The sequence below is a fragment of the Streptomyces sp. NPDC030165 genome (assembly GCF_055573595.1).
Genome location: NZ_JBVIBD010000003.1, coordinates 240,256 through 266,015 on the forward strand (window position 1 = coordinate 240,256; position 25,760 = coordinate 266,015).

Here is a 25,760-nt window from a genome sequence, read left to right on the forward strand (position 1 = left end):
GCGCGCCGCCTCAGGCCGGTTCCGCGGTGGCGCGCCGGTAGAGGGCGGCGATGTCCGGTCCGAACCAGCTGCTGTAGGAGGTTGCGTCGTCGCCGCCCTCGTCCAGGCCGCCGATGACACCGGTCACCGTACCGAGGCCGGTGTCCGGGTCGACGGCGGTGAGCATCGGGCCGCCGCTGGTCCCGTTGGGGAAGCCGGCGCAGTCGAAACGCAGCTGGCCGGGCACCGCGGTGGTGGTGTTCTGGCAGCTGACGGGCGTCTCGCGGTCGTCCGGGTAGCCGACGGTCCGCGTCGGCAGCCCGGCGGGCGGGGCGAACCGTATCCGCTCGGCGCCGGTCAGCTCCTCGACGCGCTGCTCGCCGGAACCGGACCCGGTGCCGTGCGGGCGGCGCACCCGGAGGAACGCCACATCGAGGTCCTCGTCGCGGCCGTCGGCCCAGCGCGGGTCGACGACGATGCGCGACGGCACCCAGACGCCGTACGGCAGGACCCCGTCGTGATACCCGGGCGCGAAGACGAGATTCGTACGGAAGCCGCCGTCGTAGACGCAGTGCGCCGCGGTCACGACCAGGTCGCCTGCTGCCGAGTGCACCACGCTCGCCGTGCAGTGGTGGTCGGCGTCGCCGTCACCGCCGGGCGAGAACAGCGGGCCGACGGCGGGGGAGACGGTCGCCGGAGCGGCTTCGAGGGGCCGGGAGACGGGCAGCTCGGCGGTCTGCCGCGGAGCTGCCGGTGCGGGTGCCGTGGCCCGTTCGGTCTCCGCTGTCCGACCGGTCCGCGTGGCCCGGCCTCCCGCCGCGCGCGGCGGGCCGGGGCGTTCGGTGTACGGGCCGGAGAGCAGCGCGTCGGCCGCCGCGTCCCCGTCGGCCGCTTCCCCGGCGTACGAACCCTTGGCCGGGTCACCGGACGCCAGGTACCCGCCGTGCGCGAAAGCCCGTACGGCCAGGACCGTGCCGGCACAGGTCAGGGTGAGTGCTGCGCAGAGACCGAGGGCAGTGGTCCGGCGGCGCCTGCGCGGCCCGCCCGGGGCCGGGGGCCACGGGACGCGGTCACGCTCGGTCGTACTCACCAGCAGATCATACGGTTCCGGGACGCCGTCCTTCCGTCCGGGCCGATCTCCGGCGGCACGGTTCCTCAGGCGCCCAGCGCGCTCATGAGCATCGGGAACGACGCCACCAGCTCACGCTCCCAGTACGGCCAGGTGTGCCCGCCCTTGGAGGCGCACACCGTCGCCGGAATGCCCAGCCGCGTCAGCTTGCCGCGCAGCTCCTGGTTCATCCCGTACACGGCACGCTCGACCGGGTCCTGGGTGCCGTGCACGGGCGGGTCGGTGCAGCGTGCGGGCGACGGCGTGGGCGGGCGGTCGCCGTCGCCCCACGACCAGCCCGGACCGCCGTCGGTCGTCCCGTCCCCGTACGAGAGGTACAGCGGAGTGCCGCGCAGCGAGGCCGCCTGCTCCAGCGGGCTGTTGCGCTTCCACAGCCACTGCTGGCGCAGGTCGGCCGGGTCGTCCGTGTCGAACGGGTAGCCGGGCTCGCCCCAGACGCGCTTCCAGTCGACGAGGCAGGTCAGCGCGCCCAGCTTGACGCCGTCCGGTCCGGAGAAGCCGCCGTCCGGCGACCGGTACAGCGGGTGGACGGCGCCGCTGTACGAGGCGGCGGCGCGGAACATCCCGGCGCGCGCCGCGGTGAACTTCAGCGCGCCGAGCCCGCCCATCGACAGCCCGGCGACGGCCCGTGCCGTCCCGGCCCGGTAGTTCCGCTCCAGCAGCGGCCGCAGCTCGTCGAGGAGGTACGTCTCCCAGGCCGGGGAGCCCCAGGCGCCGTAGTTGTACCAGTTGCTGTAGCTGCTGCACCCGCTCGTCTCCGGCATGACCACGATGACGTCGCGGTCGGCGGCCAGCTGCTCGACATGGGTGTTGGCGGTCCAGTCCTGGTGGTTGCCGCCACCGCCGTGCAGCAGCCACAGCACCGGCCACGTACGGGAGGCGTTCTTCGACCAGCCCTTCGGCAGCAGCAGCCGCACCCACTTGACCGGCGCGTCGGTCTCGGGGGACGAGATCCCGAGGTCGAGCATCCGGTCGCCGACCGGTACCTCGGCGACGACGCGTGCCGGATTGCGCGCCGGGGCGACGGCCGGATTCGCCGGGGCGACGGCCGGCCCGCTTGCCGGGCCGCCCGCCGCGTACGCCGCCCGGCCGGTCGCCGGAACGGTGAGCAGCGGCACCAGCAAGGTCAGCACCAGCAAGGCCGGCATCAGGCCCGCCCGGGCCGCACGTCGCGCTCCGGAAGGACGTAAGGCCGGAGGGGACAGGCGGCGACGTCGTCCACGTGTCCGCATGATCAGCCTCCCGTGTTGTGCCGGATCAGCGTCTCGGCCAAGCCCGTTTCGTCGGGGAAGTCCATCGGGACGATGCCCAGCCCCGTCCAGTCGCGCGCCTCCGCGCCGTTCAGGAAGTTCTTCACCTGCGGGTTGAGCCGGTCCGCGTTGGAGCGCGGCGGCAGCAGGGCAGCGGTGCTCACGTAGTTGACGAACAGCTTGCCGGGCTCCTTGACCGCCTTGCGGAACTGCCCCTCGATCAGCGGGTACTTGCGCAGCGGCTCGGCCATGTACGCGTCCTGGATGTCGAAGACACCCGGATCGGCGTACCGCACGCCCGGCAGCCCGTCGGAGTCGGCCAGCAGCACGACCTTGCCCCGGGCCTGCCCGAGGGAGGGCAGTGAGCCGTCCAGCCGGAACAGCGGCCGCCAGCCCTTGCCGTCCAGGTAGATGTCGAAGATCCGCCGGAACTCCGCCGCGCTCTCCTCGGAGTACTCCTGCTTGACGCGCATCAGCACGGTCTCCGACGGATGCGCCTGGAGGAACGCCCGGCACGCCACCAGCACGTCGCCGAACATCAGGTTCTGGTAGAACGCGCCGTGGTGGATCGCGAAGACCGAGTCGACGGCCCGGCAGCGTACGTCCAGGAAGCGGATGCCGCTGTCCAACTGCTGCGCGACGGTGGTGCTCTGGCAGGCGACCCAGGGACCGCCGAACCGCGCCCCGGAGTCGTGGGTGCCCGGTATGGACAGGCGCCGCATCTCCGTACCGTCCGGGAGGGCCGCCATCCAGTCCTGTACGGAGACGGCGCGCCGGCTCCGTGCCGCCGCACGCCCGACGGCCGCTGCGGACGGCCCGCTCCCGACTCCCGCCAGCACCCCCGCGGCCGACACCGCTGCCGTCCCCTTCAGGAACCCCCGCCGGTCCATGCGCCCACCCGGTCCCTCCGCCGCTCCGCCGCCCCTGTGCGAACGGGTGATCGCAGCATCGAAGCACAGGAAGAGCACGCTGAACAGACAGCTGAACAGGCAACGACGTGAACGCGCGGGGAAGGCCGTGACGGTCGGCCGTGGAACGGCCGCTATGCGTCCGCCGGACGTTCCCGCGGCGGCGGCGCGAGGCCGGGCCAGCGGCTGAGCATCCGCTCGCGCAGCGCGCCGGCGAGGCGGCTCAGACCGCGCAGGTCGTCACGGCCGGCGGTGAGCCGGGCGACGACACCGAGCCGGTACGCGAGCCGCTGCCGCGCGGTGACCGTGCCCCACTCCCAGTCCTCCTCGGGGAGCCGGGCGAGGTGGTCGGCGGTCCCGCGGTGCGCGCGCTGGACCAGCGCGTCGCCCCTGACCAGCCAGCCCGCGCAGGCGTCGACGAGATCACCGGCCGGTGCGCTGCCGGTGGCCGCCTGCCAGGCCGCCCCGTACGCGGCTTCCGCCTCGCGCAGCAGCGGCCCGGGCGTGTCCGTGACGCACCAGCAGGTCGGGAAGCCCATCCGCAGGTAGGCGAGTTCGGTGAGGCCGTTGCCCAGGGACGCCTGCTCGAAGTCGATGAACCGGATGCCGTCCGGGGTGTGCAGATCGTTGCCCGGGCACGGATCGCCGTGCAGCAGGGCGCGTCCGGGCGCGGCGCCGAGCCGCCGCACCAGGGCTTCCAGTTCGGCTCCCGTACCGTCCGGTACCGGCACCGCGAGGCGTCCGGCGAGGGCGAGGAAGGCGCCGAGGTCCGCGTGGACCGGGCCCGACCAGACGGGCAGGGACACGCCGTCCGCCGGCACGGACGCGGTGGCCGCGTGCAGGCGGGCCAGCGCCGACGCGTAACCGACCACCCAGTCCGGCGACGGCCGCCGGTGGGTGACGTGTTCCAGCACCAGCACGCGTACGCCCGGGTCGGTGCCGAGCAGCCGCGGCACCACCGGCGGCGTCACCCGCGAGGCCAGCCGCAGCGCGGCCACCTCACGGGCGTACCGCTCGCCGGCGTCCGCGCTCTCCACGGCCTGTTTGACCACCGCGGGCGTGCCGCGCAGATCGACGCGCCACACTCGGGAGCGCGGGCTGCTCCCCAGCCGCACCGCCTGGCGGGCCGGGCCGAGCCGGTCCCGCAGATCATCCGTGAACGGCATCTCCGTCGCCATGCGCGCATGGTCGCACGAGGTGATCGCCGCCGTCGCCGGAATCACGCCCGCACACGGGCCGTGTGGTCGCGTCACACCCGCGGGAAGAGATCCGTGAACGGCTCGGCGGAGGTCGTGATGCCCCGGCTGAACGGCGCGTCGAAGTCCCAGACCAGGAACAGCAGGAACGCGATCAGCGCGCTGAAGAGCGCGGCCATCAGCAACTCGCGGCCCGACCGGCGGATCTGCAGCGTGAAGATCAGCCCGATGGTGATCGCGGCACCCGTGATCAGCCCGAACCAGACCACCGGCGGCAGGGTCGGCTCGATGCTGTCCGCCCGCGCGTTGCGGGCGTCGTCCGCCGCCGCGACCTGGTCGAGCAGGGGCTGGTAGGACTGCCCCTCGTACTCGTCGCGCGGCCGGTAGTCGCTCACGTCGGCCCGCACCTTGTGCAGCAGCTCGGTGCCCCGGTCGGTGACCTGCCCCTCTTCGTCCATGGCCGGCCACTCCTTGTGGACGACGTGCGAGACGTAGGCGTCGACGTCCGCGCGGATACGGTCCCGGGTGGCCTCCGGGTAGACCCGTGCCCGCTCGCTGACCTCGTGCAGGGCCTGCGCCTCGGTCCGTACGGTGTCCTCGGCGGAGCTGCGGGCCTCCCAGACCCCGGCGATCGCCAGGCCCAGGACGATCGCATACACCACCCCCACCATCATCGTCATGTACTCGATGACGTCGGGCGTCTCGGACGGGTCGTCGTCCTCGCCGATGCGGCGCTGCCTCAGGACCGTGATGGTCAGCACGACGGCGCAGACGGCGGCCATCGCGATGGTCAGGACCAGCCATTCCGACAAGGTGGCCTCCTACGAGGAACGGCGCCCGGACGATCCGGACGAGCTGGACGAACGGGGACGCAGCGCGGCGGCCGCCAGCACGGCGGGCGCGGTGAGCAGCAGCATGATGGTGACGGTCGAACGGCTGCTGTGCTGCTTGCGGGCGGCCGGCGTGTACTTACGGGGCAGGACGACCGACGGGCTCGGCGTCGGGGTGGGACGCGGCGCCGCGGGACGGCTGGACGGCGGCGGAGACGGCGTCGTCGAAGGCGCGCCGGGTGTGGGCGTGGGCCTGGGCGCGGCCTCGGTCGGTCCGGGCGCGGCGGGAGCGGGCGGCCGGGGGAGCGGGCGCGACGGCGTGGGGGCGGGCGTGGGGCGGTGGGACGGGGGAGGGGTGTACGTGGGCGTGGGAGACGGCGGTGTGGGCGACGGCGGCGTGGGCGTGGGCCTGGGGGGCCTGGTGGGGGTCGGCGTCGGGGTCGGCGTCGGAGTCGTACAGGGGAAGTGCCAGTCCGGCGGCATCGGCCAGCCGGTCGGCACGTGCACCGGCCCGCCCGTCCCGGCAGTCGCACAGGCGTCGGCGGGCCGGTCCGGCGCTGCGTGCGCGACGGCGGGTGCCAGCAGCACCGCGACGGCCGCCAACAGCGGTATCAAAAGCGCAGGTTGCACGCTGCGGAAACGTTGCGATCCCTTCACGCCCGTGATGTTGCGCAACGCGGACCGCCATCAGCCGCCGAACGGGCCTGATTCCCCCGAACGATGGAATACCGTACGGTCGCCTGCGTGAGAGCAGCCGAGGTGTTCACACCGCGGACCTACGCCACCGCGGTCCCGTACGACCTGTTCCGCCGCCTGCGCGCCACCCGCCCGGTGTGCTGGATCGAGGAGCCCCCGGTCGGCGACTGGCCGGCCGGCCCCGGCTACTGGGCGGTACTGCGGCACGCCGACGTCAAACACGTCCTGCGCAGCCCCGAGACCTACTCCTCGTACCTGGGCGCCACCCAGATCCGCGACCCCGACACCGAGGACGACCTCGCGTTCGTCCGGGCGATGATGCTCAACCAGGACCCGCCGGACCACGCGCGGATCCGGCGGGTCGTCGCCGCGGCCTTCACCCCGCGCGCCGTACGGGAGTTGGAGCAGGTCATCGACGCGCGGGCCGGGCACCTGGTGACGGCGGTGGCACAGGCGGGCGAGGCGGACTTCGTCAGCGTGGCCGGCGACCTCCCCGTCTGGACACTGGCCCACGTCATGGGCGTCCCGCAGGAGGACCGGCAACTGCTCTTCGACTGGTCGAACCGCGTCATCGGTTACCAGGACGCCGCGTACGCCACCTCGGAGACCGCCGACCCCGCCCGCCTCAGCCCGATGGGCCGGGCCGCACTCCGCGCCCGCCCCGCCCCGGCACTCCGCCCCGACGGCCGCCCGGCCAACCCGCGCTCGCGCCACGCCCTCGCCGACATGTTCGCGTACGCCCACGCCCTGGCCGAAAACCCGCGCCCCGGCAGCGTCATGGCCCATCTGCGCCAAGGCGGCCTGACCCGCGCCGAGTTCGAGAACATGTTCTTCCTCTTCGCGGTGGCCGGCAACGAGACGCTGCGCAACGGCATCCCCGGCGGCCTGCTCACCCTCCTCCAGCATCCGGACCAGTTCGCCCTCCTCCGCCGGGAACCGGAACTGATCGGCAGCGCGGTCGAGGAAATGCTGCGCTACTGGCCCCCGGTCATCGACTTCCGCCGCACCGCCACCCGGGACACCGAGCTCGGCGGCCGGCGCATCCGGCGCGGCGAGAAGGTCGTGGTCTACCACGCCTCCGCCAACCGCGACGAAACGGTCTTCCCCGCTCCCGACCGCTTCGACATCACCCGCACCCCGAACGACCACGTCAGCTTCGGCTTCGGCCCGCACTTCTGCCTGGGCAGCCACCTCGCACGCGTACAGATGCGGGCGGTGCTGCGGCATGTGGTGGAGCAGCTGCCCGGCCTGGAACTGGCAGGGGAGCCGGTCCGGCTGGTCTCCAACTTCCAGAACGGGCTGCGGAGCCTGCCGGTGAGGGTGGGGGTGGGGTGGCGGGTGTGAAACGGGCGGGCGGGGTGTAGGCAGTCTCCATGACTGATCTTCGGCCGGCCGAGCAGCCGGAAGCGGGACACCAGGCCTTCTACAGGAGCCTCGGCGGTGGCCGCTACGAGAGCAGCACCGCCACCGCGGGGCCGTGGAGCCCCAAAACCCAGCACGCAGGCCCGCCCTCGGCCCTGCTGGGCCGGGCAATGGATAGACACGAGGCCCGCGAGGGATTCCGTGTCGCGCGCGTCACCGTCGAACTGCCGCGCCCCGTACCCGTCGCGGAACTGCACGTCCAGGTGCGCACCCTCCGCTCCGGCGGACGTACGGAACTGGTCGAGGGCGAACTGGCCTCGGGCGGCGACACGGTGATGCTGGCACGGGCGTGGCGGATAGCCGCCGGCCCGGCCGACACACCGCAACTGCGCCCAGAGACCGACCCGCCGCCCCTGCCCGGACCGCAGGCGCCGCAGACCATGGCCGGCGCCCACCTGGACGGCTACATCGCCGCCATGGAATGGCGCTTCGAGCCCGGCAAAAACTTCGACACCCCTGGCCCGGGAACAGCCTGGGCACGCCAGCGCATCCCTCTGGTGGCCGGCGAACCGGACACCCCCCTGACCCGGGCGCTCACCCTGGCCGACAGCAACTGGGCGGTCTCCTTCGAACTCGACCACGTCCGGCAGTTCGTCATCAATACCGACATCACGCTGGCTCTGCACCGTGAGCCGGTCGGTGAATGGCTCTGCATCCGCTCGGCGACGGCGGCCAGTCCCGGCGGGTCGGGACTGGCCGCCGGTCAGCTGCATGACGGGGCGGGGGACTGTGGGCGCATCGTGCAGACGTTGTTGGTCGCCGGGCGCTGATCCCCTCGCTGACAGGCGCCTCCGGAGTGCGATGGCCCCGTGTCCGACGAATGGCCAAGGCGAAAACCTACCAGGTTGCCTGTAGGTGGCGAAAGCGGACAACTTTGGAAAGTCTGATTTGACTCTTTTTTAGAGAACATTAAGACTTCGCTGGCGTTCGACGTGTACACATCCAGGTCGCCCGTACGGGGGGCTAGAGGGGTTCCTGACTACAAAAATGCATAAGAGCGACATAAGCATCACGCGTACCGGTTCTGCCCGCGCCCGGCGCCTCGTCACCCACGGCATCGTGACCGCCACGGCCCTGGCCGCCGTCACCGGCATCGCCGCTCCGGTCGGCGCCTTCGCGGCTCCTTCGGGAGCGGTGAGCGCGGCGGATGTCATCCGCACCACCGAGAAGGACCGGGTCAACGCGGGACTGAAGATCGAGTACGAGGTGACCGCGGAGCAGCTCGGGATGAGCGACCGCGACTTCATCATCGTGCTGTGGGAGAAGGCGAAGGACGCCGGCGGGAAGTGGGACACGGTGCGTCAGGCCGCCGAGGAGGCCATCGCCAGCACATCCGCCGACGACCACGTCCGCTTCATCACCACCGGTATCGGCGAGGCCCGTGAGATCGACTGGCAGCGGGCGCAGGAGCAGGAAGCCGCCGACCGTCTTGCGCGCAAGCTCAAGTCCCAGGCTCTGATCGCGGTCGGCATCCCCAACAGCCCCGACCTGCTGGCGCTCAGCGACGACAACTTCATCCGCGCGATCATGCAGCACGACGCCGCCACGCCGGAGGTCAAGAAGGCCGCCTCGCGCGCTCTGGGTGACAAGGACCCGGCCGTCTGGCGCGACTTCATCGCCAACGGTGTTCGCGAGGCACACGACCTCGACATGGAGAACGAACGCAAGGAACTGGAGCGCAAGGACCGCGAGGAGGCCCAGCGGCGCGTGGAGACGGACGCCCGCCGGAGTGCCGCGTCCCTCTTCGGCCTCGAACTCACCGAGGCCATGCGGAGCGCCGGTGACGACGACTTCATCCGCACGCTGATCCGCTCGATGTCGGCCGAGGCCCGGAGCACCGTGCTCTACGACGAGGCGCAGAAGGCTCTGAACAGCTCCGACCCGGCGGACTGGAAGACGTTCATCCACTCCGGCGCCAAGCAGGCCAACAAGCGCGACTTCGAGATCAGCGAGAAGAAGAAGGCCGACCAGGACAAGGAGCTCGCCCGCATCATCCAGGCTCAGGCGGCGAAGACCGGGGTGCGCCCCAACGTCGTCGCCGCGGCGGAAAAGGCGCTCAAGGGCACCCCCGCGGACGTCGCCACGTTCCTCAGGGAGGGCCAGTACCGGGCCCTGCGGCAGTCCATCCAGCCCGTCAGCTCCAAGCTGAGCGGCTGGTACCTCCGTCAGTCCAGCGTCGACGGCGGCGACACCTTCGTCACGCCCGTCAGCGCCAAGAGCAAGGAGTCCGACCGCGAGGACGCCACGTGGGTCGTCAGGGACGCGCTGGTCAAGGCACCCGGCTGCTACTCCTTCGAGTCCGTGCGCAAGCCCGGCAGCTACCTCGCGCTGAAGGGCTCCCAGGCCCGGATCGCGCAGAACGACAACAGCACGGCTTTCCGGAACGACGCCACCTGGTGCGCGCGCGAGGGCCTCGCCAAGGGCGGCAAGTCCTTCGAGTCCATGTCCCAGAAGGGCCACTGGCTGCGGCAGTACAAGGGTGACCTGTACGCGGCCGCCAGGAACGGCAAGCGTGGCTTCGAGGCGGCCAAGGACTTCGAGCAGGACGCCACCTGGAAGATGTCCACCCCGCTCGCCGGCTGACCTCGGCCCACCAGAACCACCCGACGTCGCCGACGTCACCATCTTGCACAGAAGAACGGAACACACGATGTCTCGGCCCATCCGAGCCGCGCTGGCCACTGCCGCCGGTCTCACCGCGCTTGTCAGCGGCGCGACCACCGCTCACGCCGCTCCGGCCACGTCTGCCGCCTCCGCACCGGCCGTGGTGAAGCTCCAGGCCGCACACAGCGGCAAGTGCCTCACCATCGCAGGCGGCAGCTTCCGCAACGGCGCCAACGCCGAGCAGGCGACCTGCGTCGACGGCCTCGACAACCAGGCCTTCGAGCTCGCCCCCGCCGGTGACGGAACCTTCGAGGTACGGGCGAAGCACAGCGGCAAGTGCCTCGAAGTGCGCGGCGCCGGGACCAAGGCGGGCGACAACGTCTGGCAGTGGTGGTGCGGCGAGGGCGACCACCAGCGCTGGCGGTTCCGCCTGGTCGAGGTCGCCAAGGAGCTGTTCGAGCTGCGCCCCGAGCACGCGCCGAACCTTTGCCTGGAGGTCAAGCACAGCGAGATGGCCGACGGTATCAACGTCGGGCAGTGGAACTGTCACGGCGGCGACAACCAGCGCTGGCGCATCCTGCCGGTGACCGGCTGACCTGTCGCCTGCCGACCGCGTACCCCTTGAAGACAACACTGTGAGAAGAGAGAACCACACCATGGCACGGATCACCCGAGCCGCGCTGGCCACGGCCGGCATGGTCGTCGCGCTGGCCGGCGGTGCGACGACCGCCCACGCGGCGGGCGCCGCACCCGCCCCGGTCGCGGAGACCGTCCAGTTCCAGCTCGCCGCTACCGGCAAGTGCCTGGACGCCTCCCCTTACACGGCGGGGGACCAGATGAAGGTGCAGCAGCTCTCCTGCAACGGTGCCGACGCCCAGAAGTGGCGCGTCGTACCCGCCGCGGAGTCCACCTTCGAGCTGCGCAACATGGTCAGCGGGCGATGCCTGGAGGTGCGCCGGTCGCAGCTCCAGTCCGGCGCGGAGGTCTGGCAGTGGCCCTGCAACGGTGGCAAGCAGCAGCGCTGGACGTTCGGTCTCCTGGACCCGATCAACAAGCTTTACGAGATCCGCCCCACCCACACCGGCGACCAGTGCCTGGACATCGGCCACGCCCAGGACACAGAAGGTGCCGCGATCTGGCAGTGGAAGTGCAACCAGGGCATCGCCCAGCAGTGGCGCATCCAGCCGGTCAAGTGACCGGCCGGACCGTGCCGTCCGTGCCGACGGACACCCGCAGTGAAGAGACAGGGCTGCGCCGATCCGGTGGCGGCGCTGTCCTTCCTTCTCTACGTATCCGGCTGCAGCACCTGCCGTGCTGTCTGCCGCACTTCTCCACGAAGGGACTGGAGTGAAACGTCAGTGGTGGATCGCCAAGGCGTTGACGTGCACCGTGCTGACCGGCGCGAGCGCCGTCGCGGTCACGGGACCGGCGTGGGCGGATGCCCCGGCAGGCCGCCCGGCCGTCCGGAGCGGGACCTTTGCCCAGGTCTCCGGCACGACCGACCTCATGACCGCCGAGGCGGCCGAGAGCGCCCGTAAGGAAGTGCGCCGCCTGGCGACGGCGCACCCGCTCGCGGAAGTCCGGATATCGGCCTGGAACGCCCTGCGGAGCGAAGACCCGGAGGCGATCGCGAAGTGGTACGCGCCCGACGGTGGTTTCGCGTACGCCCGTGACCGCGCCCGGACCACCAGGGCCCGCAACAAGGCCTTCATCGAACGGGTCGTCCGCACCCACCCCAAGAGCTACTCACCCGAGGTGCGGGCCGCTGCGGAGCGGGCGCTCAAGGGCTCCCCCGCCGAGCAGGCGGCATTCGTCCGCACCGGATACGCCGAGGCTCAGAAGCTGGACCGGGCCAAGCGGGAGGCCGACACCCAGCGCAAGCATGAAGTCGCCGCCGCGGAGCGCGAGATCGTGCGCGGCATCGCCACGGACGACCCGGGCGAGCAGGTGCGGACGGCGGCGCAGTGGGCGCTGCGGCCCGGTGCCACGGACGAGGACATCGCGGAGTTCTTCGGCTACGGCTGGACGACCGGTGCGACGCTCGACCTGGAGAGCCGCCGGTCCCGGATCGCGGACGCGGAAACGACCCGCCACTACGAGCTGACCCGCCTGATCCAGGAAGCCGCGGCGGCCGAGGAGTCCGTCAAGACCTCCGCCGACGCGGCGAAGGCCCGGGCCGAGGCCGCCCGCGCCTGGCAGACGGTGGCCGACCACGCCGACGCCGCCCGCAAGGCGTGGCAGGCGGAACGGAACGCAGCCGAGGCCCAGTCGGCGAACTGGCGCGCCATCGCCGAACGCGCCAAGAACTCCGCCGACGACATCTGGAAGACCATCACCGAGCCGGCCGAGGCCACCCGCGACGCCTGGGCCAAGGAACAGGCGGACGCCGTCGAGTCGGCCACCTTCTGGCAGAACATGTTCGACCGGGCCAAGGAAGGCGAGAGCCGGGTCAAGGGCTGACCGTCCTTCCCCTTCTACGCCGCCATTTCCGGCTTTCCTGCTCCTGCCCTGCCCGGACGCTTCTCGCATCCGGGCAGGGCAGGGTTCATTTCTATCCATTGACCGAAGGGGACTTTCCCTTGATAGCCAGATTCCGGCCCAGAGCCGGACGATCACGCACGCGCGTGACCGCGACCATGAGCAAGGCCGTCTCCGCGGTGGTCGCCATGGCGGTGCTCGGCACCACGGCGACCGAAGCCATGGCCGCCGTTCCCGCCAAGCCCGCCGAGAAGTCGTCGTTCGCCCAGGCGATGGCGACGCTCGACGCGGCCACCGCGTCGCTGCCCAAGCCCGGGGCCACGACGAAGGAGCCCGGCCCGTCCCAGCTGGACCGGCTGAGCGCGGACCGTGACCGTCAGCTCGTCGAGGACTTCGCGGAGTTCGACGAGGAAGAGGAGGTCCGCGAGGCCGCCAAGAAGGCCCTGGAGAGCGACGACCCGAACGCGATCCGGGAGTTCCTGGAGCACGGCGAGGCCGAGGCCCGTAAGCGGGCCAAGGACAAGAAGACCGACGACGACGCCGAGAACCGCAAGAAGATCGAGGCGATGCGCGGCACCGGCGGGCCGCACTTCAACGCCGAGGTCGAACGCGTTCTGGGGGCCAAGGCCACCGCCACGGACCGGGCGAACTTCCTGGAGTTCGGCGCGCAGATCGCGCGGGACCAGGACGCCAAGGACGAGAAGACCGCCAAGGAGCGCGCGGCCGAACTCCGCAAGCGGGTGGAGACGCTGGCCAACGTCGGCGGTCCGGAGGTGCAGGCAGCGGCGAAGGCCGCACTCGCCACCGGTGACGACGCGGCCATCACGGAGTTCCTGGAAAAGGGCTACCTGGTCGCCGCGCGGAAGGACGCCGACAACCAGGCGGCCCACGAGAAGGCCCTGAAGGAAGCCCAGGAAGCCGCCGAGAAGCTGCGGGACCTGGCACGCAAGGCCGCCCGCGCGGCCGAGGCCCGTACCAAGCTGATCGGCCACCACGGGGAAGCCGTCAAGGCCCTCAAGGACGCGTCCAACGCCATGACGTCGGCCGCCACGGCCGCGCGTGAGGCCGACCGGATGCTCTCCGCCGACCGGGCCGGGAAGAGCCTGTCCTCCTACGACGCGGTCAAGGCCGAGGTGGCGCGCCAGGTGGAGTACGCCACCGTCGCGTCCAAGGCCGCCCGGATCGCGGCCGCCCAGGCCAAGATCCAGGCCGACATCCTGGTGGAGACCGGGCTGACCCACGGAACCGAGTGGTCCGAGGTCGCCTCCGGCATGGCGGCCGCCGCGGACGCGGCGGTCAAGGCCGGCGAGACCGCACAGCACGCCGTGGACGCCACGGCCGCCGACGCCGCGGCGCTCAACTCCAAGAACGCGGCCGAGGCGCACGAGCAGCAGGCCAAGCAGTGGCGCGCCAACGCCGAGCAGCACGCCAAGGCGGCGGCCACGATGGCCGCGGCCGCCGAGAAGCAGGCCAAGGTCGCGGCCGACGCGGCGGCCCGGGCCAGGACGGCCCGTATCGCGGCGGAGAAGGCCGAGGCGGAGGCGTGGGAGCACGCCAGGAAGACCCGTGCGGCCCGTCTCGAGGCCGAGCGGCAGGCGAAGATCGCCGCCGAGCAGCGGCAGATCGCCGAGCGTGAGCGCAAGCTGGCCGCCGAGGCACGGGCCCGCGCCGAGCGCGAGCGCGACGCCGCGGCTGCGGCACGGGCCCGCGCGGAAGCCGAAGCCCGTACCGCCTCGGCCCTGAGAGCCCAGGCTCAGTCGGCCGCCGCCACCGCCGCCTCGGCGCGCGCGAGCGCCGCCGAGAAGGAAGGCATCGCCGCCAAGGCCGACGAGCGGGCCCGCGGCGACGAGCGGGCGGCTCACGAGGCCCGCGACAAGGCCTTCCAGGCCGAGCAGAACCACCGGGCCAAGGAGGCCAAGGCCAAGGCCGCCGAGGCGATCGCCGCCTCCGGCCGCGGCACCCTCGATGCCGCTGAGGCCCGGGCGGCGGCGGACGGCGCCCGCCAGGACGCCAACACCGCGGGCGCGGCGGCCGGTCAGGCACGCAGCGCCGCCGACGGCGCCAGCGGTGCGGCAGTACGTTCCCGTGCCGCCGCCACCGAAGCCGCCGGGCACGCCGCCCGCGCCCGCGCCGCGGCCGCCGAGGCCAGTGCGCACGCCGCCAAGGCCAACGCCGCCGCGAACAAGGCCGAAGCCGCCGCCGCTGCGGCCAACGCCGCTGCGAACAAGGCCGAGGCCGAGGCCGCTGCCACGCACGCCGCGGCGCAGCGCGCCAACGCGCAGGCCGCCGAGGCCACCGCCCAGGAAGCCCGCGCCGGCATCGCCGCCCACGAGTCCGCCCGCCTGGCGGGTCTGGCCGCGATGGAGGCCAACAACTCCCTCCAGGCGGCCAACCGCACCAAGGAGGAGGCTGACGGCGCGGTCCGCGAGGCCGCCATGGCCCGGCTTCAGGCCACCACCGCGGTGCAGGCCTCGGTGGCCGCCCGCGGCACCGCCGCCGGCATCGCCGACCCGGCCAACACCGCCATCGAGCTGACCACTCCCTTCTCCGGCTCGGACGTCGACGCGGACTTCGCCGCGCAGGTGGCCAAGGCCGCCCTGGAGACCGGCAAGGAGCAGGTCGAATCGGCCGAGGCCAAGGCCGTCGAGGCGCTCAAGGCCGCCAAGGCCGCCGAGGACGCCGCCAAGCGCGCCAACGCCCAGGTCGCGCCGGCCTTCAAGGCCGCCTCCGAAGCGGCGAACTCCGCCGCCAACGCGGCGCGTTCGGCCGCCAACGCCATGAAGTCCGCCGCCCAGGCGGCCGACGACGGCGCCAAGGCCCGGGCCGCCGCGGCCAGCGCCAACAAGGCCGACGCCCAGGCCCAGGCCGACGCCAAGGCCGCCCGCCAGGCCGCCAACCAGGCCTACGCCGACGCCAAGGCCGCCCGCGAAGCGGCCAACGCGGCCGAGGCCGAGGCATCCCGCGCCCGCGGCGCCGCCGCCGAGGCCACGCAGCACGCCAACGCCGCTGCCGCCGCCGCTTCCAAGGCCGAACACGAGGCCGCGGTCGCCCAGAGCGCCGCCACCCAGGCCGAGAACGACGCAGCCGCCGCGAGCAAGCTGGCCGATTCCGCCGAACAGCACGCCAAGTCGGCCGAAGCCTCCGCGAAGAACGCCAACAAGTACGCCCAGGAAGCGAAGGAAGCCGCCGAGAAGGCGGAGGCCTACGACCGGGAGCAGGAGCGGAAGCGGCGCGAGGAGTCTTTGAAGGAAGGTGGATCCAAGGACGTCTCCGAACTGACTCTGGCTGACCATCTTGCGCTCAATGGCTCCGGAATGACGCGCGATGAGTACGATGCAGCTCGCAAGCTTGACGAGAAGGGATTTCTCGGCTTCCTCAAGGAAGAAGGCGGGGAAATCCTCGTCAAGCTCCTTGGCCTGGACGATGTCCAGAAGTGCTTCACTGAAGGAAACGTCGAAAGCTGCGTATGGACGCTCGTCGGCGCTCTTCCCTGGGGCAAGGCCCTCATGGCCATCAAGGAGTTCCCGGCAATCTCGAAGGCTCTATACCGGACCGTCACAGGCGTCAGTAAATTCATTGACGAGTCTGACGCGGCTAAAAAGCTAATTCGCAAGGGTCGGGAGGTAATTGAGAAGATCCGCAAGACTCCTTGTGTAAAGAAGGAGAAGAAAAACAGCTTCACGCCGGAAACCCCGGTCCTGATGGCCAACGGAATACACAGACAGATCAAAGATGTTCAGATCGGTCAGCAGGTTCTGGCTACTGATCCTGTATCCGGCCGGACCGAAGCTCGGACGGTCACCGACGTGATCGTTGGCTATGGGCAGAAGCGCCTGATTGAGGTCACCATCGACACCGATGGTGCAGCTGGAAAGGCCGTAGGCACCCTCAAGGCCACGGACGGCCACCCCTTCTGGGTCGCCAACCGGGGTCTGTGGCTGGACGCAAAGGACCTCAAGGCGGGCGATCAGCTCCGTACAGCTGACGGTGACCAGCGCACGGTCGTCGGTACCCGTGCTTGGACTGAGGTTCGTAAGGTCTACAATCTGTCTGTCGCGGGCATCCACACGTACTATGTGGTGGTGGGCGGAACTCCGGTTCTGGTTCACAACAGCACCTGCTCCATCGACTCCGTCACTGGGCCTGCTGGAGAGGCGTTGCCCCTACCCAAGGGGGCGGTTGGCACACCGGTGGCAACGGGTAAAGGCTGGGCGTACGACATTCCGGCGGGCACCAAGGGACTCGACTCTCGGGTTACTCACGTCCGGGTAATGGATCCTGTCACCACTGGTAAATATCAGTACCCCAACGGTTATGTGGTCTACATGAATAAGGCGGGGCAATCGGTGAATCCGGTAACCGGGCAGACGATCAGCAAGGCTGATTCCTACAACCATATCGAAATTCCATGATCTCGATCAACGATCTCGCCAACACAAAACATCACTCGCCGGGTCTTGGCTCGGTGGAGGTGGACCCCCTACGGGATGTCGATGCACTGCAAGAGGCGCAGTTGCTCGGGTCTAAGGTTTGCCACTTGACCTCGACGGCAACTCTCCTCTTTGAGCTGCGCACTTCCCTGCAGTTTGAAGTTGGGAATGCCGCACTGCTTGTAGTGCGTGGCCTTCGCTCGCTAGGATGGGCAACGCCAGTGGGGCAATTTCCCCTTTCGGCGCTGACGGTCGTCTCTAGTGCATCTGACCAATCCGGCGATTTCGTCCGCGCGAAGTTCGCATTTTTCCCTGAGGCGCAGCTTGAAGTTGTGGGCAAAGAAGCGGAATTCTTCGTTCTCGAGGTAGAAGGAATCAGTGAAGTGCCGCCCGACTATTCAGACGTGAGCTTGGAGTGCGTTCAGGGAGACTTGCCGACCTGGTCTTCTCTGTGCCGTGTGCTTCAATCGTCAAGTTCGCGCTGATGCAAGAGATGTGATAACGAAGAGGCGTGGTTCCACCACCGGGTGATCCCAGTCCCTTTGTTACCGCCTACGAACCGAAGCCCCGTCAGGTTGTACCTGCCGGGGCTTCGGTGGTATGTGACGAAAATAGTCAGGTGGGCGAGATGACGCTGAGTGTAATCCGCCGTCGGTAAAGACTTCCGTTCCGAAGTGATACGGAAAACGAAAATAACTGAATCGAGTCAGCTCGTTCCCTCGCGGTGCATCTGGGCACTTGCTAGTCTCGCCGAATCGTGCCGACTTTCCGGATTTTCTGTGTGAGCAGATTTTAATTAACTATGGTCCGCCTGTGTTGTCACGGGCTGCACCGTTCACCCCCGCACAGCCAACGAAACCCCGAACCTCTCCTCCCCATCAGTCCACCACCGCCTCATCTCGAACCCGGCGTCCTCCAACTCCCCCCGCACCCCCTCCTCCCGGAATTTCGCCGAGACCTCTGTCCGGATCTCCTCCCCCTCCGCGAACGGCACGGCCAAATCCAACGCCGGGACCTTCACGGTCATTTCCTTGTTCGCCCGCAGCCGCATTTCGATCCACTCGCGCTCCGCGTTCCACAGCGCCACGTGCTGGAAGTCGGCCGGGTCGAAGTCCGCGCCCAGTTCTCGGTTGATGACGTTGAGGACGTTTTTGTTGAAGTCGGCGGTGACGCCGGTCGGGTCGTCGTAGGCGGCTACCAGAGTCGCCTCGTCCTTGACGAGGTCGGTGCCGAGGAGGAGGGCGTCGCCGGGGGAGAGGAGAGCGTGGGTGGCGCGGAGGAAGGTGGTGCGTTCCTCCGGGAGGAGGTTGCCGATGGTGCCGCCCAGGAAGGCGAGTAGGCGGGGGCCGGGGGTGTGGGGGAGGGTGAAGCCTTGTTGGAAGTCGGCTACCAGGGCGTGGAGGGTGAGGGTTGGGTGGAGGGCTAGGAGGGCTTCGCCGGCGGTGATGAGGGCGGATTCGCTGACGTCGACGGGTACGTAGGTGTGGAGGCCGGTCAGGGCCGCGATGAGGTGGCGGGTTTTGTCGGAGGAGCCGGAGCCGAGTTCGACCAGGGTGCGGGCGCCGGTGGCGGCGGCGATCTCGGTGGAACGGGTGATGAGGACTTCGCGTTCGGCGCGGGTCGGGTAGTAGTCCGGCAGTGTGGTGATCTCGTCGAAGAGTTCGCTGCCGCGGGCGTCGTAGAACCACTTGGGCGGGAGTTGCTTCGGTGTGCGGGTCAGTCCGTGTGCGACATCGGCGCGGAGCGCGGCGGTGGTGGCGTCGGCGGGCAGGGCGCGGGTGACGGTGAGGGGACTCACGCAGCGGGCTCCTTGAGCGGGGTGAGCAGGACGTCGGTGGGCGTGGCCGCGAGCAGGGTGTACGGCGGGACCTCGGTCCAGTGGGGGGAGGCGTCGTACGGCTCGGAGGCGACGGTGGTGCTGCGGCCGGGTTCGGCGAGGTAGAAGAGGGAATCGCCCCACGTGGTCGCGGCGATGGTGGCGCCGTCGGTGAGGAGCAGGTTCAGCCGGGCGCCGGGCGCGGCGGCGGACACCGCCGTGACGGTGTCGGCCAGTGCCTCGGCGGGGTCCATGCCGGCGCTGAGCCGGTGGTGCACCAGGGCCCAGATGAAGGCCGAGTCGCAGCGGGCTTGGAGGGAGAGGAGTCGGTGCGGGGGGAGGCCGGCGGCCAGGTCGGTCAGTGAGCCGGGCCAGCCCGGTACGGCGCCGTTGTGGCTGAAGAGCCACGGTCCGTCGGCGAACGGCGCGGCGGCGGCCTCGGGGTCCGCGCCGGCGAAGGTGGCGTCCCGTACGGCGGCGAGCAGTGCGGTGGTGCGCACCACCCGGCACAGGTCCAGGATGCCGGGGTCGGACCAGATGGGGCCGGCCCTGCGGTACCGGGCGGGCACCGGGTCGCCGGGCGCGTACCAGCCGACGCCGAAGCCGTCCGCGTTGACCGTGCCGTGGATCTGGTGGCGCGGCTGCCACGACTGGCGGTACAGGCCGTGGGAGGGGGCGGTGATCAGGGAGCCGAGGGGCAGCTCCGGGCCCAGGTAGGCGAGGTGGCGGCACATCAGTACCACCTGCCCGGGCCGGTGCTCTGCGCCGGAGGGCGCTCCGGCCGGTTCGGGGCCCTCATGCGCCCGCCGGGTCCGCGTCGCGGGCGGTGCGGAAGCCGGCGAAGATCTGGCGCCGTACCGGCAGGTCCCAGTTGCGGAAGGTGCCCCGGCAGGCCACCGGGTCGACGGCGAACGAACCGCCGCGCAGCACCTTGTAGGGGCCGCCGAAGAACACCTCCGAGTACTCGCGGTAGGGGAACGCGGCGAAGCCGGGGTAGGGGAGGAAATCGCTGGCCGTCCACTCCCAGACGTCGCCGATCAGCTGGCGTATGCCGAGGGGGGACTGGCCGTCCGGGTAGCTGCCCACGGGGGCGGGGCGCAGGTGCCGTTGGCCCAGGTTGGCGTGGGCCGGGCCGGGGTCCTCGTCACCCCACGGGTAGCGCCGGGACCGGCCGGTGGCCGGGTCGTGGCGGGCGGCCTTCTCCCACTCCTCCTCCGTGGGCAGCCGCCGGCCCGCCCATCGCGCGTACGCGTCGGCTTCGTACCAGCTCACGTGCAGCACCGGCTCGTCCGGTGGTACGGGCTCGGTGACGCCGAAGCGCCGCCGCAGCCACTGGCCGCCGTCGCGCCGCCAGAACAGCGGTGCGCGCAGGTCGTGTTCGCGTACGTGGTCCCAGCCCTCGGCGGACCACCAGCGCGGTTCGTCGTAACCGCCGTCCTCGATGAAGCCGGTGTACGCGCCGTTGCTCACCGGGGTCGTGTCGATGAGGAAGGACGGCAGGAGACGGCGGTGTGCGGGGCGTTCGTTGTCCAGGGCCCACGGTTCGGTGGAGGTGCCCATCGTGAACGGGCCGCCGGCGACGAGGACCTCGGTGGGCAGGATGCCGTCGGAGGTCACCGGCGGCTCGGGGGCCGTGAGCGCGGCCGGGCCGCGCCGCAGCTGGTGCGTGATGAGCATGGTCTCGTCGTGCTGCTGCTCGTGCTGGGCGATCATGCCGAAGGCGAAGCCGGAGTCGAGCAGCGGATCACCGCGCAGCGGGCTGCGCTCCAGCACGTCCAGGACCCGGCTGCGTACGTCCGCCACGTAGCCGTGTGCTTCGGCGGGCGGCAGGAGGGGCAGGGACGGGCGCTCGGCACGCGGGTGCTCGAAGGCGTCGTACACGGAATCGATGTCCGGGCGCAGCGCGTCCTGCTTGCCGACTGCGCGCAGCAGCCACTGCTCCTCCTGGTTGCCGATGTGCGCCAGGTCCCAGACCAGCGGCGACATCAGGGGGGAGTGCTGGGCGGTGAGGTCGCGGTCGTCGACGCAGGTGGTCAGCGCGCGGGTACGGTCACGCGCGGCGAGCAGGGCGCGCGCCGCGCGTTCCCGGAGCGACTCGGGATCGTGGGTCACAGACTGTCCTTCCCGGGGGTGAGCTCGTCCTCGTACGCGATGGCAGGCTCCGGTGGCGGCGCGGTGGCGACCGGCCAGGGGGGCTTCGCCGCCGGTGCCGGCGCGGGCTCCTCCGCGTACGCCCCGTCCAGCAGGTCGTCCGCCGGGCAGCGGCCCCGTGCCACATAGCGTTCGGCGAACCGGGCGACCGCGCCGCACACCCCGGCCGGGGCGCCCAGCCGGGGCAGCGCCTCCTGCGCGATGGTGAAGCAGGACAGCGCGGCGGCCCGCAGCTCGGGGTCGGTCAGCGCTCCCCGGGTGGCGTGCCGCCACAGCGGGTTACGCGGCGCCGGCCGCGCACCGGCCGTCTCGGCGAGGGGTTTGACCACGCGGTACGCGCTCTCGGCGGCCTCCGGGTCGTCGAAGAGCGCGGCCGTGACGGCCAGCGGCACGATCCAGCCGCCGTCTCCCGGCTGTGCGTCGATCATGCGCAGTTCCAGGTGGCCGCGCGGCCGTACGGGCGGGAAGAGCGTGGTGACGTGGTAGTCCAGGTCCTCCTCCGTCGGCGGGCGCGGCACACCGGTACGGATCCAGTCGCGGAACGTCAGCCCCTCGGGCGCGTCCCAGGGGCCGTCGTCGCTGCGCAGGCACATCACGGGCGCGTCCAGGGCGTACGCGACCCAGGCGGCACGCGGGTCCGGGCCGTCCGGCGGGGCGAGGGTGCGGGCCGGATCCATCTGGGACCACACCACTTGGCGGGTGGAGCGGTAGCCGGTCGGGCAGCCCTCGCTGACGGGCGAGTTGGCGAAGGCGGCGACCAGTACGGCGCCCAGCAGGTGGGCCAGCCGCCAGCGGCGGCCGAGGCCGAGCGGGCCCGGCTCCTCCTGGCCGGCGTCCAGGCAGACCTGTACGGACGCGGTGCCGCACATCATGGACCTGCCCGCATGGCCCCAGCGGTCGAAGTACGCCTCCATGGCGTCGTAGCGGGGTTCGGTGAGCACCCGCCGTGGAGGGTGCCAGGGGTTGTGGCCGTGGCCCGCCATGCCGAGGCCCATCTCCCGCATCGCGGGACGTACCAGGGCGAGGTCGGCCGAGACGGCTTCGATGCACGCGGTGAGAGACGTGGCGGGCAGCGAGCTGAGCTCCAGCTGTCCGCCGGGTTCGAAGCTGAGGGCCGACCGCAGGGGGAGGGCGCGCAGTGCGGCGGCCGCTTCGCGGTGTCGTACGGGGTCGACGGGACATCGGGGGTTGTGGGCGTCGTGGACGAGCCACTCGATCTCGACGCCTATGCGGCGGGGTGGTCCGGTCTTGAAACAGATGCCACGCAGGTGGGCCTCCAGCTCCGCCTCCGTGACCGCCGGCCGTGCAGGCATGGGCTCCAACTCCCTCGGACCGGGACGGCGGCTGCCGTCCGACAGCGGAATTGCCGCCCTCCACCTAAGCGGGTGCGGGCGGTGCGCTCAAGGGCACATTCTCGTCGGCCCGGTGCCGGTACGCGAGGGGCACGGCCCGGGACGGCGTGGCCCAGGGGCCGGTGAACCCGTCTCTGCCTGGGGTTTTGCGGGGGCCTGCGCGATGCGGAAGGTTCGGCTCTTTGTGCGAATTTGGTGGGAGGTGCGGGTGGGGGAGGCGGTGAGGAACCGCGTGCGGCCCCGCCATGTCTCCGCTCCCCGCGGCGCGCGGTACCGGGGCTCTGCGCAGGGCTCACGTACGATCCCCCCGGCCGCCGCGATCGGCGGCCGGGCAGCGTACAGGGCGAGGGGACGCGATGACGAGAACGGGAAGTGGCAGCCGCGGCAAGTCGGCGCGGCCGCTGGCGGTCTTCGACCTGGACGGCACGCTGGCCGACACCGGGCACCGCCAGCACTTCCTGGAGCGCCGGCCGCGCGACTGGAAGGGCTTCTTCGCCGCGGCTCCGGACGACCCGCCGCTCGCGCCGGGCGTGGAACTGGCCCGGAAGAGCGCCGAGGAGTGCGAGGTCGTCTACCTGACCGGCCGCCCCGAGCGCTGCCGCCGGGACACACTGGCCTGGCTCGGACAGCAGGGGCTGCCCGAGGGCCGGCTGTACATGCGTCCGAACGGGGACCGGCGGCCCGCCCGCTACACCAAGCTGGAACTGCTGCGCCGTTTGGCGGGCAGTCGCGAGGTGCGCCACGTCGTGGACGACGACGAACTGGTCTGCGACGCCTGCGAGCAAGCGGGCTACCCGGTCGTACGGGCCCGCTGGGCAGTCCCCTCCACCGACCTGAAGGACGCCCAGGAGCGTGAGGGGCGCACCTGACGTACGGCGGCTTCGCTTTCTCAGGGGACGGTTCCGTCCGCAACCCTCAGTCTTCACCCCCCGGACCGGTAGCGCGGAGCGTGATTCCCGCCGCGCCGTCATCCATCTCCGTCCCGCCGCGGTGAACACCCCGCCCGTGCCTGGTGGCGGCGGGCCTTGACGCGGTTGCCGCAGCGTTCCATGGAGCACCAGCGGCGGTTGTGCGCGGGGGAGCGGTCGACGAAGCGCAGGGCGCAGCCGTCCGCGCCGCAGATGCGTACCCGTAGCACTTCGGGCGACGGCAGCAGCGCGATCGCGTCCTGGGCGATCAGGGCGAGGCCCGCGGTCAGGTCGGCGGCTGCCGGGACGCTCGCCGTCGACAGCGTCAGCTTGCCGCCGGATACGAGCAGTTGGGGAGTGGGGGCGGGGAGTGCGGCCGCTGTCCGGTTGAGGAGGTGCAGGTCGGCCGGGGTGGGGAGGGAGCCGCCGGCCGTCGCCAGCACGGCCCGGTCTGTCGCGGCCCGCAGATCGCGTGCCAGGACGAGTGCCTTCTCGTCCTGTTCCGCCGAGGGAAGGGCCGGTACGGGCAGTCCGGCCCACTCCAGCCACCGCCGCAGGTCCCGCGGTACGAGCAGTGTCTCGCGCGGGGTGCGCAGCCGGTCCCGCAGGGTGTTGACGAAGTCCAGGCATATCCGCCCGCCGTACCGGAGCCACGCGTCCTCGCTCGACATGCTTGCCATGGTACTAACCCCCTGAGAGGGTTAGGGTGGTGTACGGGCCGCGGGTGTGTGTACGGCGGTCCCGTACGGAAGCGGATCGTGAACGGAGTGGAAGGGAACGGACGGTGGACGGTACGACCACGGGTGTGGCCCAGGTGGACGGCTTACGGCTGCACTACACCCGGGCGGGCTCCGGCCCGCTGGTGGTGCTGCTGCACGGCTGGCCGCAGACCTCCCGGTGCTGGCGGCCGGTCCTCGGCGAACTGGCCCGGGACCACACCGTCGTCGCGCCCGACCTGCGCGGCTACGGCCGCAGTGACAAGCCCACGACCGGCTACGACAAGCGGCGGATGGCCGCTGACATGGCGGGTCTCGTCGAGTCGCTGGGATATGACCGGGCCGCCGTCGTCGGGCACGACCGGGGCGCGCGGGTGGCCCACCGCTGGGCCCTGGACCGGCCCGGACAGGTGGAGCGGGTCGCGCTCCTGGACATCGTGCCGACGCGCGAGATGCTCCGCCGGATGGACGCCGCCATCGCCGCCGGGTACTGGCACTGGTTCTTCCACCTCCAGCCCGACCTGCCCGAACGGCTGGTCGGCCCGGATGTCCGCGGCTATCTGGAGTACTTCTTCGAGCGGTGGACCCACAACCGGCACGCGCTGACCGAGGAGGCCGTGGACGCGTACGTGGCGGCGTTCTCCCGCCCGGGCGCGCTGCGTGCGGGCTTCGACGACTACCGGGCCGCGGAGGCCGACGCCGCGCTGGACGACGCGGACTTCGCCGAGGGGCGGCTGCTGACCGTGCCCGTACTGGCCCTGTGGGGTTCGGTCGGCCTGCCCGCGCAGCTGCCGACGCTGGACATCTGGCGGGACTACTGCGCCGATCCGGACCAGGTGACCGGCGCGGAGATCGCCGAGTGCGGTCACTTCATCGCGGAGGAGGCGCCGGAGGCGCTGCTCGCGCATCTGCGGGAATTTCTGCCGAAGCCGGGGTGAGGGGGTCGGGGGCCGGTGCGCCGAAGTCTGTCCGGTGGGCCCGCTCGCCGACGGCCCGCCTCCTCACCTCCGTCCGCTCCCCAGCAGCGCGGCGTGCGGCAGGACGAGCCTCCCGTCCGGTCCCGCGAATTCCGCGCACAGCGCGTCGTACCGGCGCTTGATCTCCGCGATGTCCGCGGGCGGCCGGCTCACCACGATCTGGCCGGCCGACGCCACCCCGGCGGCGGGGCCGCTCCACCACTCCTCGGCGGTGGCCCGGTGTTCCCAGGTGAGCGTCGTGCAGCGGACGCCGGTGAGTCCGGCTTCGTGCAGGAGGCGGGTGAAGCCCTCTTCGGTGCGCGGGAAGTCGTCCTCGGGGGCGAGTGTGGGCAGATGGGCGGGGCGGGTGACGCCCGCGGCGCGGATCGCGCGGCCGAGCAGGGCCTGGCCGGGGGCCGGCGGGGCCGCCCAGATGGAGAGCGCGATGCGGGCGCCCGGGCGCGCGACCCGGCGCAGTTCGGTGACTGCCGCGCGGGGACGCCCGACGTGATTGAGCACGAAGTTGCCCACCACGGCGCCGAACCGGCCGTCGGCGAAGGGGAGGCGGGGCAGGGCGGCGACACACACGTACGCGTCCGGGGCGGCCGAGGCCGCGCGGGCGGCCATGCCGGGGTCGGCGTCCACGGCCGTCACCGCGGCGCCGCGCCGAGTCGCGGCGCGGGCCGCCGTGCCGGTGCCGGTTCCGGCGTCGAGGACGCGCAGGCCGGTACGTACCTCCGCCGCGTCGAGCAGCGCGGGCACCGGGTGGGCGCAGAGCGAGGCGAAGCTCCGCTCGTACGCGTCCGCACGCCCGGCCCAGGCGCGGCGCTCGGCGGCGTCGAAATCGGTGGAGGTCGTCGGCATGGTCATGGCGTCCTTTCCCGGGGCGGGGTGACGGTTCGTCGAATGGTGGGAGGCGCCTCGGTGTACGGGCAGCGC

The 25,760-nt window shown here is 71.6% G+C and carries 22 protein-coding genes; 11 read left to right on the plus strand and 11 right to left on the minus strand.

All coding sequences use genetic code 11. The features are described 5' to 3' along the window. Positions 1–10: 10 nt before the first annotated feature. The 5 genes from ACZ4Z1_RS07475 to ACZ4Z1_RS07495 form a co-directional block, all read right to left on the minus strand. Entirely contained in the window at positions 11–1,069 is a 1,059-nt protein-coding gene (locus ACZ4Z1_RS07475) for a trypsin-like serine peptidase (RefSeq protein ID WP_468485619.1), read from the minus strand. 65 nt (positions 1,070–1,134) lie between these two features. Further along, positions 1,135–2,256, minus strand: a complete 1,122-nt coding sequence (locus ACZ4Z1_RS07480) for an alpha/beta hydrolase (protein WP_468485620.1) — start codon at positions 2,254–2,256, stop codon at positions 1,135–1,137. Positions 2,257–2,342: 86 nt separating this feature from the next. Continuing rightward, on the minus strand, positions 2,343–3,248 hold the full coding sequence (locus tag ACZ4Z1_RS07485; protein WP_468485621.1) for a phosphatidylinositol-specific phospholipase C domain-containing protein: 906 nt from the start codon (positions 3,246–3,248) through the stop codon (positions 2,343–2,345). Positions 3,249–3,400: 152 nt separating this feature from the next. Then, complete coding sequence (locus ACZ4Z1_RS07490) at positions 3,401–4,444, minus strand: phosphotransferase family protein (protein WP_468485622.1); 1,044 nt, start codon at positions 4,442–4,444, stop codon at positions 3,401–3,403. Between the two features lie 71 nt (positions 4,445–4,515). Then, positions 4,516–5,274: a bestrophin-like domain gene (locus ACZ4Z1_RS07495; protein ID WP_468485623.1), complete on the minus strand. Its 759-nt coding sequence runs from the start codon at positions 5,272–5,274 to the stop codon at positions 4,516–4,518. On the opposite strand from ACZ4Z1_RS07495, the gene ACZ4Z1_RS07500 reads away from it, so the two are divergent. From ACZ4Z1_RS07500 to ACZ4Z1_RS07540, 9 genes are all read left to right on the plus strand, one after another. Continuing rightward, the gene (locus ACZ4Z1_RS07500; RefSeq protein WP_468485624.1) at positions 5,249–6,040 is read left to right on the plus strand and encodes a hypothetical protein; all 792 of its coding nucleotides are present in this window, start codon (positions 5,249–5,251) and stop codon (positions 6,038–6,040) included. The genes ACZ4Z1_RS07495 and ACZ4Z1_RS07500 overlap by 26 nt on opposite strands. Continuing rightward, positions 6,037–7,332, plus strand: a complete 1,296-nt coding sequence (locus ACZ4Z1_RS07505) for a cytochrome P450 (protein WP_468485625.1) — start codon at positions 6,037–6,039, stop codon at positions 7,330–7,332. Before ACZ4Z1_RS07500 ends, ACZ4Z1_RS07505 begins: the two co-directional genes overlap by 4 nt. Before the next feature lie 29 nt (positions 7,333–7,361). Then, positions 7,362–8,180: a thioesterase family protein gene (locus ACZ4Z1_RS07510; RefSeq protein ID WP_468485626.1), complete on the plus strand. Its 819-nt coding sequence runs from the start codon at positions 7,362–7,364 to the stop codon at positions 8,178–8,180. 289 nt (positions 8,181–8,469) lie between these two features. Then, positions 8,470–9,993: an AbfB domain-containing protein gene (locus tag ACZ4Z1_RS07515; RefSeq protein WP_468485627.1), complete on the plus strand. Its 1,524-nt coding sequence runs from the start codon at positions 8,470–8,472 to the stop codon at positions 9,991–9,993. Positions 9,994–10,060: 67 nt separating this feature from the next. Further along, a complete protein-coding gene (locus tag ACZ4Z1_RS07520; protein WP_468485628.1) occupies positions 10,061–10,609 on the plus strand; it encodes an RICIN domain-containing protein in 549 nt (182 codons plus the stop codon). Between the two features lie 61 nt (positions 10,610–10,670). After that, complete coding sequence (locus ACZ4Z1_RS07525; protein ID WP_468485629.1) at positions 10,671–11,210, plus strand: RICIN domain-containing protein; 540 nt, start codon at positions 10,671–10,673, stop codon at positions 11,208–11,210. Between the two features lie 151 nt (positions 11,211–11,361). Next, positions 11,362–12,474 carry an ALF repeat-containing protein gene (locus ACZ4Z1_RS07530; protein WP_468485630.1) on the plus strand — a complete coding sequence of 371 codons (1,113 nt, stop codon included), beginning with the start codon at positions 11,362–11,364 and terminating at the stop codon, positions 12,472–12,474. 164 nt (positions 12,475–12,638) lie between these two features. Then, complete coding sequence (locus tag ACZ4Z1_RS07535) at positions 12,639–16,904, plus strand: Hint domain-containing protein (RefSeq protein ID WP_468485631.1); 4,266 nt, start codon at positions 12,639–12,641, stop codon at positions 16,902–16,904. Further along, a complete protein-coding gene (locus ACZ4Z1_RS07540; protein WP_468485632.1) occupies positions 16,901–17,407 on the plus strand; it encodes a hypothetical protein in 507 nt (168 codons plus the stop codon). The genes ACZ4Z1_RS07535 and ACZ4Z1_RS07540 overlap by 4 nt, the downstream gene beginning before the upstream one ends. A 350-nt stretch (positions 17,408–17,757) precedes the next feature. On the opposite strand, the gene egtD is transcribed toward ACZ4Z1_RS07540, so the two are convergent. From egtD to egtA, 4 genes are all read right to left on the minus strand, one after another. Then, positions 17,758–18,720, minus strand: a complete 963-nt coding sequence (egtD, locus tag ACZ4Z1_RS07545; RefSeq protein WP_468485633.1) for an L-histidine N(alpha)-methyltransferase — start codon at positions 18,718–18,720, stop codon at positions 17,758–17,760. Next, entirely contained in the window at positions 18,717–19,472 is a 756-nt protein-coding gene (egtC, locus tag ACZ4Z1_RS07550) for an ergothioneine biosynthesis protein EgtC (RefSeq protein ID WP_468485634.1), read from the minus strand. The genes egtD and egtC overlap by 4 nt, the downstream gene beginning before the upstream one ends. A gap of 61 nt (positions 19,473–19,533) precedes the next feature. Then, entirely contained in the window at positions 19,534–20,850 is a 1,317-nt protein-coding gene (gene egtB / locus ACZ4Z1_RS07555; RefSeq protein WP_468485635.1) for an ergothioneine biosynthesis protein EgtB, read from the minus strand. Further along, the gene (gene egtA, locus ACZ4Z1_RS07560; protein WP_468485636.1) at positions 20,847–22,202 is read right to left on the minus strand and encodes an ergothioneine biosynthesis glutamate--cysteine ligase EgtA; all 1,356 of its coding nucleotides are present in this window, start codon (positions 22,200–22,202) and stop codon (positions 20,847–20,849) included. Before egtA ends, egtB begins: the two co-directional genes overlap by 4 nt. Before the next feature lie 395 nt (positions 22,203–22,597). Between egtA and ACZ4Z1_RS07565 the strand changes: the two genes are divergently transcribed. Continuing rightward, a complete protein-coding gene (locus ACZ4Z1_RS07565; protein WP_468485637.1) occupies positions 22,598–23,110 on the plus strand; it encodes a phosphatase domain-containing protein in 513 nt (170 codons plus the stop codon). Positions 23,111–23,208: 98 nt separating this feature from the next. Here ACZ4Z1_RS07565 and ACZ4Z1_RS07570 read toward each other — a convergent pair whose 3' ends face one another. Further along, entirely contained in the window at positions 23,209–23,820 is a 612-nt protein-coding gene (locus ACZ4Z1_RS07570; protein ID WP_468485638.1) for a CGNR zinc finger domain-containing protein, read from the minus strand. Between the two features lie 113 nt (positions 23,821–23,933). Between ACZ4Z1_RS07570 and ACZ4Z1_RS07575 the strand changes: the two genes are divergently transcribed. Further along, on the plus strand, positions 23,934–24,803 hold the full coding sequence (locus ACZ4Z1_RS07575) for an alpha/beta fold hydrolase (RefSeq protein WP_468485639.1): 870 nt from the start codon (positions 23,934–23,936) through the stop codon (positions 24,801–24,803). Positions 24,804–24,866: 63 nt separating this feature from the next. Here ACZ4Z1_RS07575 and ACZ4Z1_RS07580 read toward each other — a convergent pair whose 3' ends face one another. Continuing rightward, positions 24,867–25,685 carry a class I SAM-dependent methyltransferase gene (locus ACZ4Z1_RS07580; RefSeq protein WP_468485640.1) on the minus strand — a complete coding sequence of 273 codons (819 nt, stop codon included), beginning with the start codon at positions 25,683–25,685 and terminating at the stop codon, positions 24,867–24,869. Positions 25,686–25,760: the final 75 nt, after the last annotated feature.

Excerpts from the sequence above, each read along its gene's own strand:
- ACZ4Z1_RS07480 (WP_468485620.1), bottom strand. The coding sequence starts at position 2,256 with ATGCCGGCCTTGCTGGTGCTGACCTTGCTGGTGCCGCTGCTCACCGTT.
- ACZ4Z1_RS07485 (WP_468485621.1), bottom strand. The coding sequence starts at position 3,248 with ATGGACCGGCGGGGGTTCCTGAAGGGGACGGCAGCGGTGTCGGCCGCG.
- ACZ4Z1_RS07490 (WP_468485622.1), bottom strand. The coding sequence starts at position 4,444 with ATGGCGACGGAGATGCCGTTCACGGATGATCTGCGGGACCGGCTCGGC.
- ACZ4Z1_RS07500 (WP_468485624.1), top strand. The coding sequence starts at position 5,249 with ATGGTCAGGACCAGCCATTCCGACAAGGTGGCCTCCTACGAGGAACGG.
- ACZ4Z1_RS07510 (WP_468485626.1), top strand. The coding sequence starts at position 7,362 with ATGACTGATCTTCGGCCGGCCGAGCAGCCGGAAGCGGGACACCAGGCC.
- ACZ4Z1_RS07520 (WP_468485628.1), top strand. The coding sequence starts at position 10,061 with ATGTCTCGGCCCATCCGAGCCGCGCTGGCCACTGCCGCCGGTCTCACC.
- ACZ4Z1_RS07525 (WP_468485629.1), top strand. The coding sequence starts at position 10,671 with ATGGCACGGATCACCCGAGCCGCGCTGGCCACGGCCGGCATGGTCGTC.
- ACZ4Z1_RS07540 (WP_468485632.1), top strand. The coding sequence starts at position 16,901 with ATGATCTCGATCAACGATCTCGCCAACACAAAACATCACTCGCCGGGT.
- egtC (WP_468485634.1), bottom strand. The coding sequence starts at position 19,472 with ATGTGCCGCCACCTCGCCTACCTGGGCCCGGAGCTGCCCCTCGGCTCC.
- egtA (WP_468485636.1), bottom strand. The coding sequence starts at position 22,202 with ATGCCTGCACGGCCGGCGGTCACGGAGGCGGAGCTGGAGGCCCACCTG.
- ACZ4Z1_RS07565 (WP_468485637.1), top strand. The coding sequence starts at position 22,598 with ATGACGAGAACGGGAAGTGGCAGCCGCGGCAAGTCGGCGCGGCCGCTG.
- ACZ4Z1_RS07570 (WP_468485638.1), bottom strand. The coding sequence starts at position 23,820 with ATGTCGAGCGAGGACGCGTGGCTCCGGTACGGCGGGCGGATATGCCTG.
- ACZ4Z1_RS07580 (WP_468485640.1), bottom strand. The coding sequence starts at position 25,685 with ATGCCGACGACCTCCACCGATTTCGACGCCGCCGAGCGCCGCGCCTGG.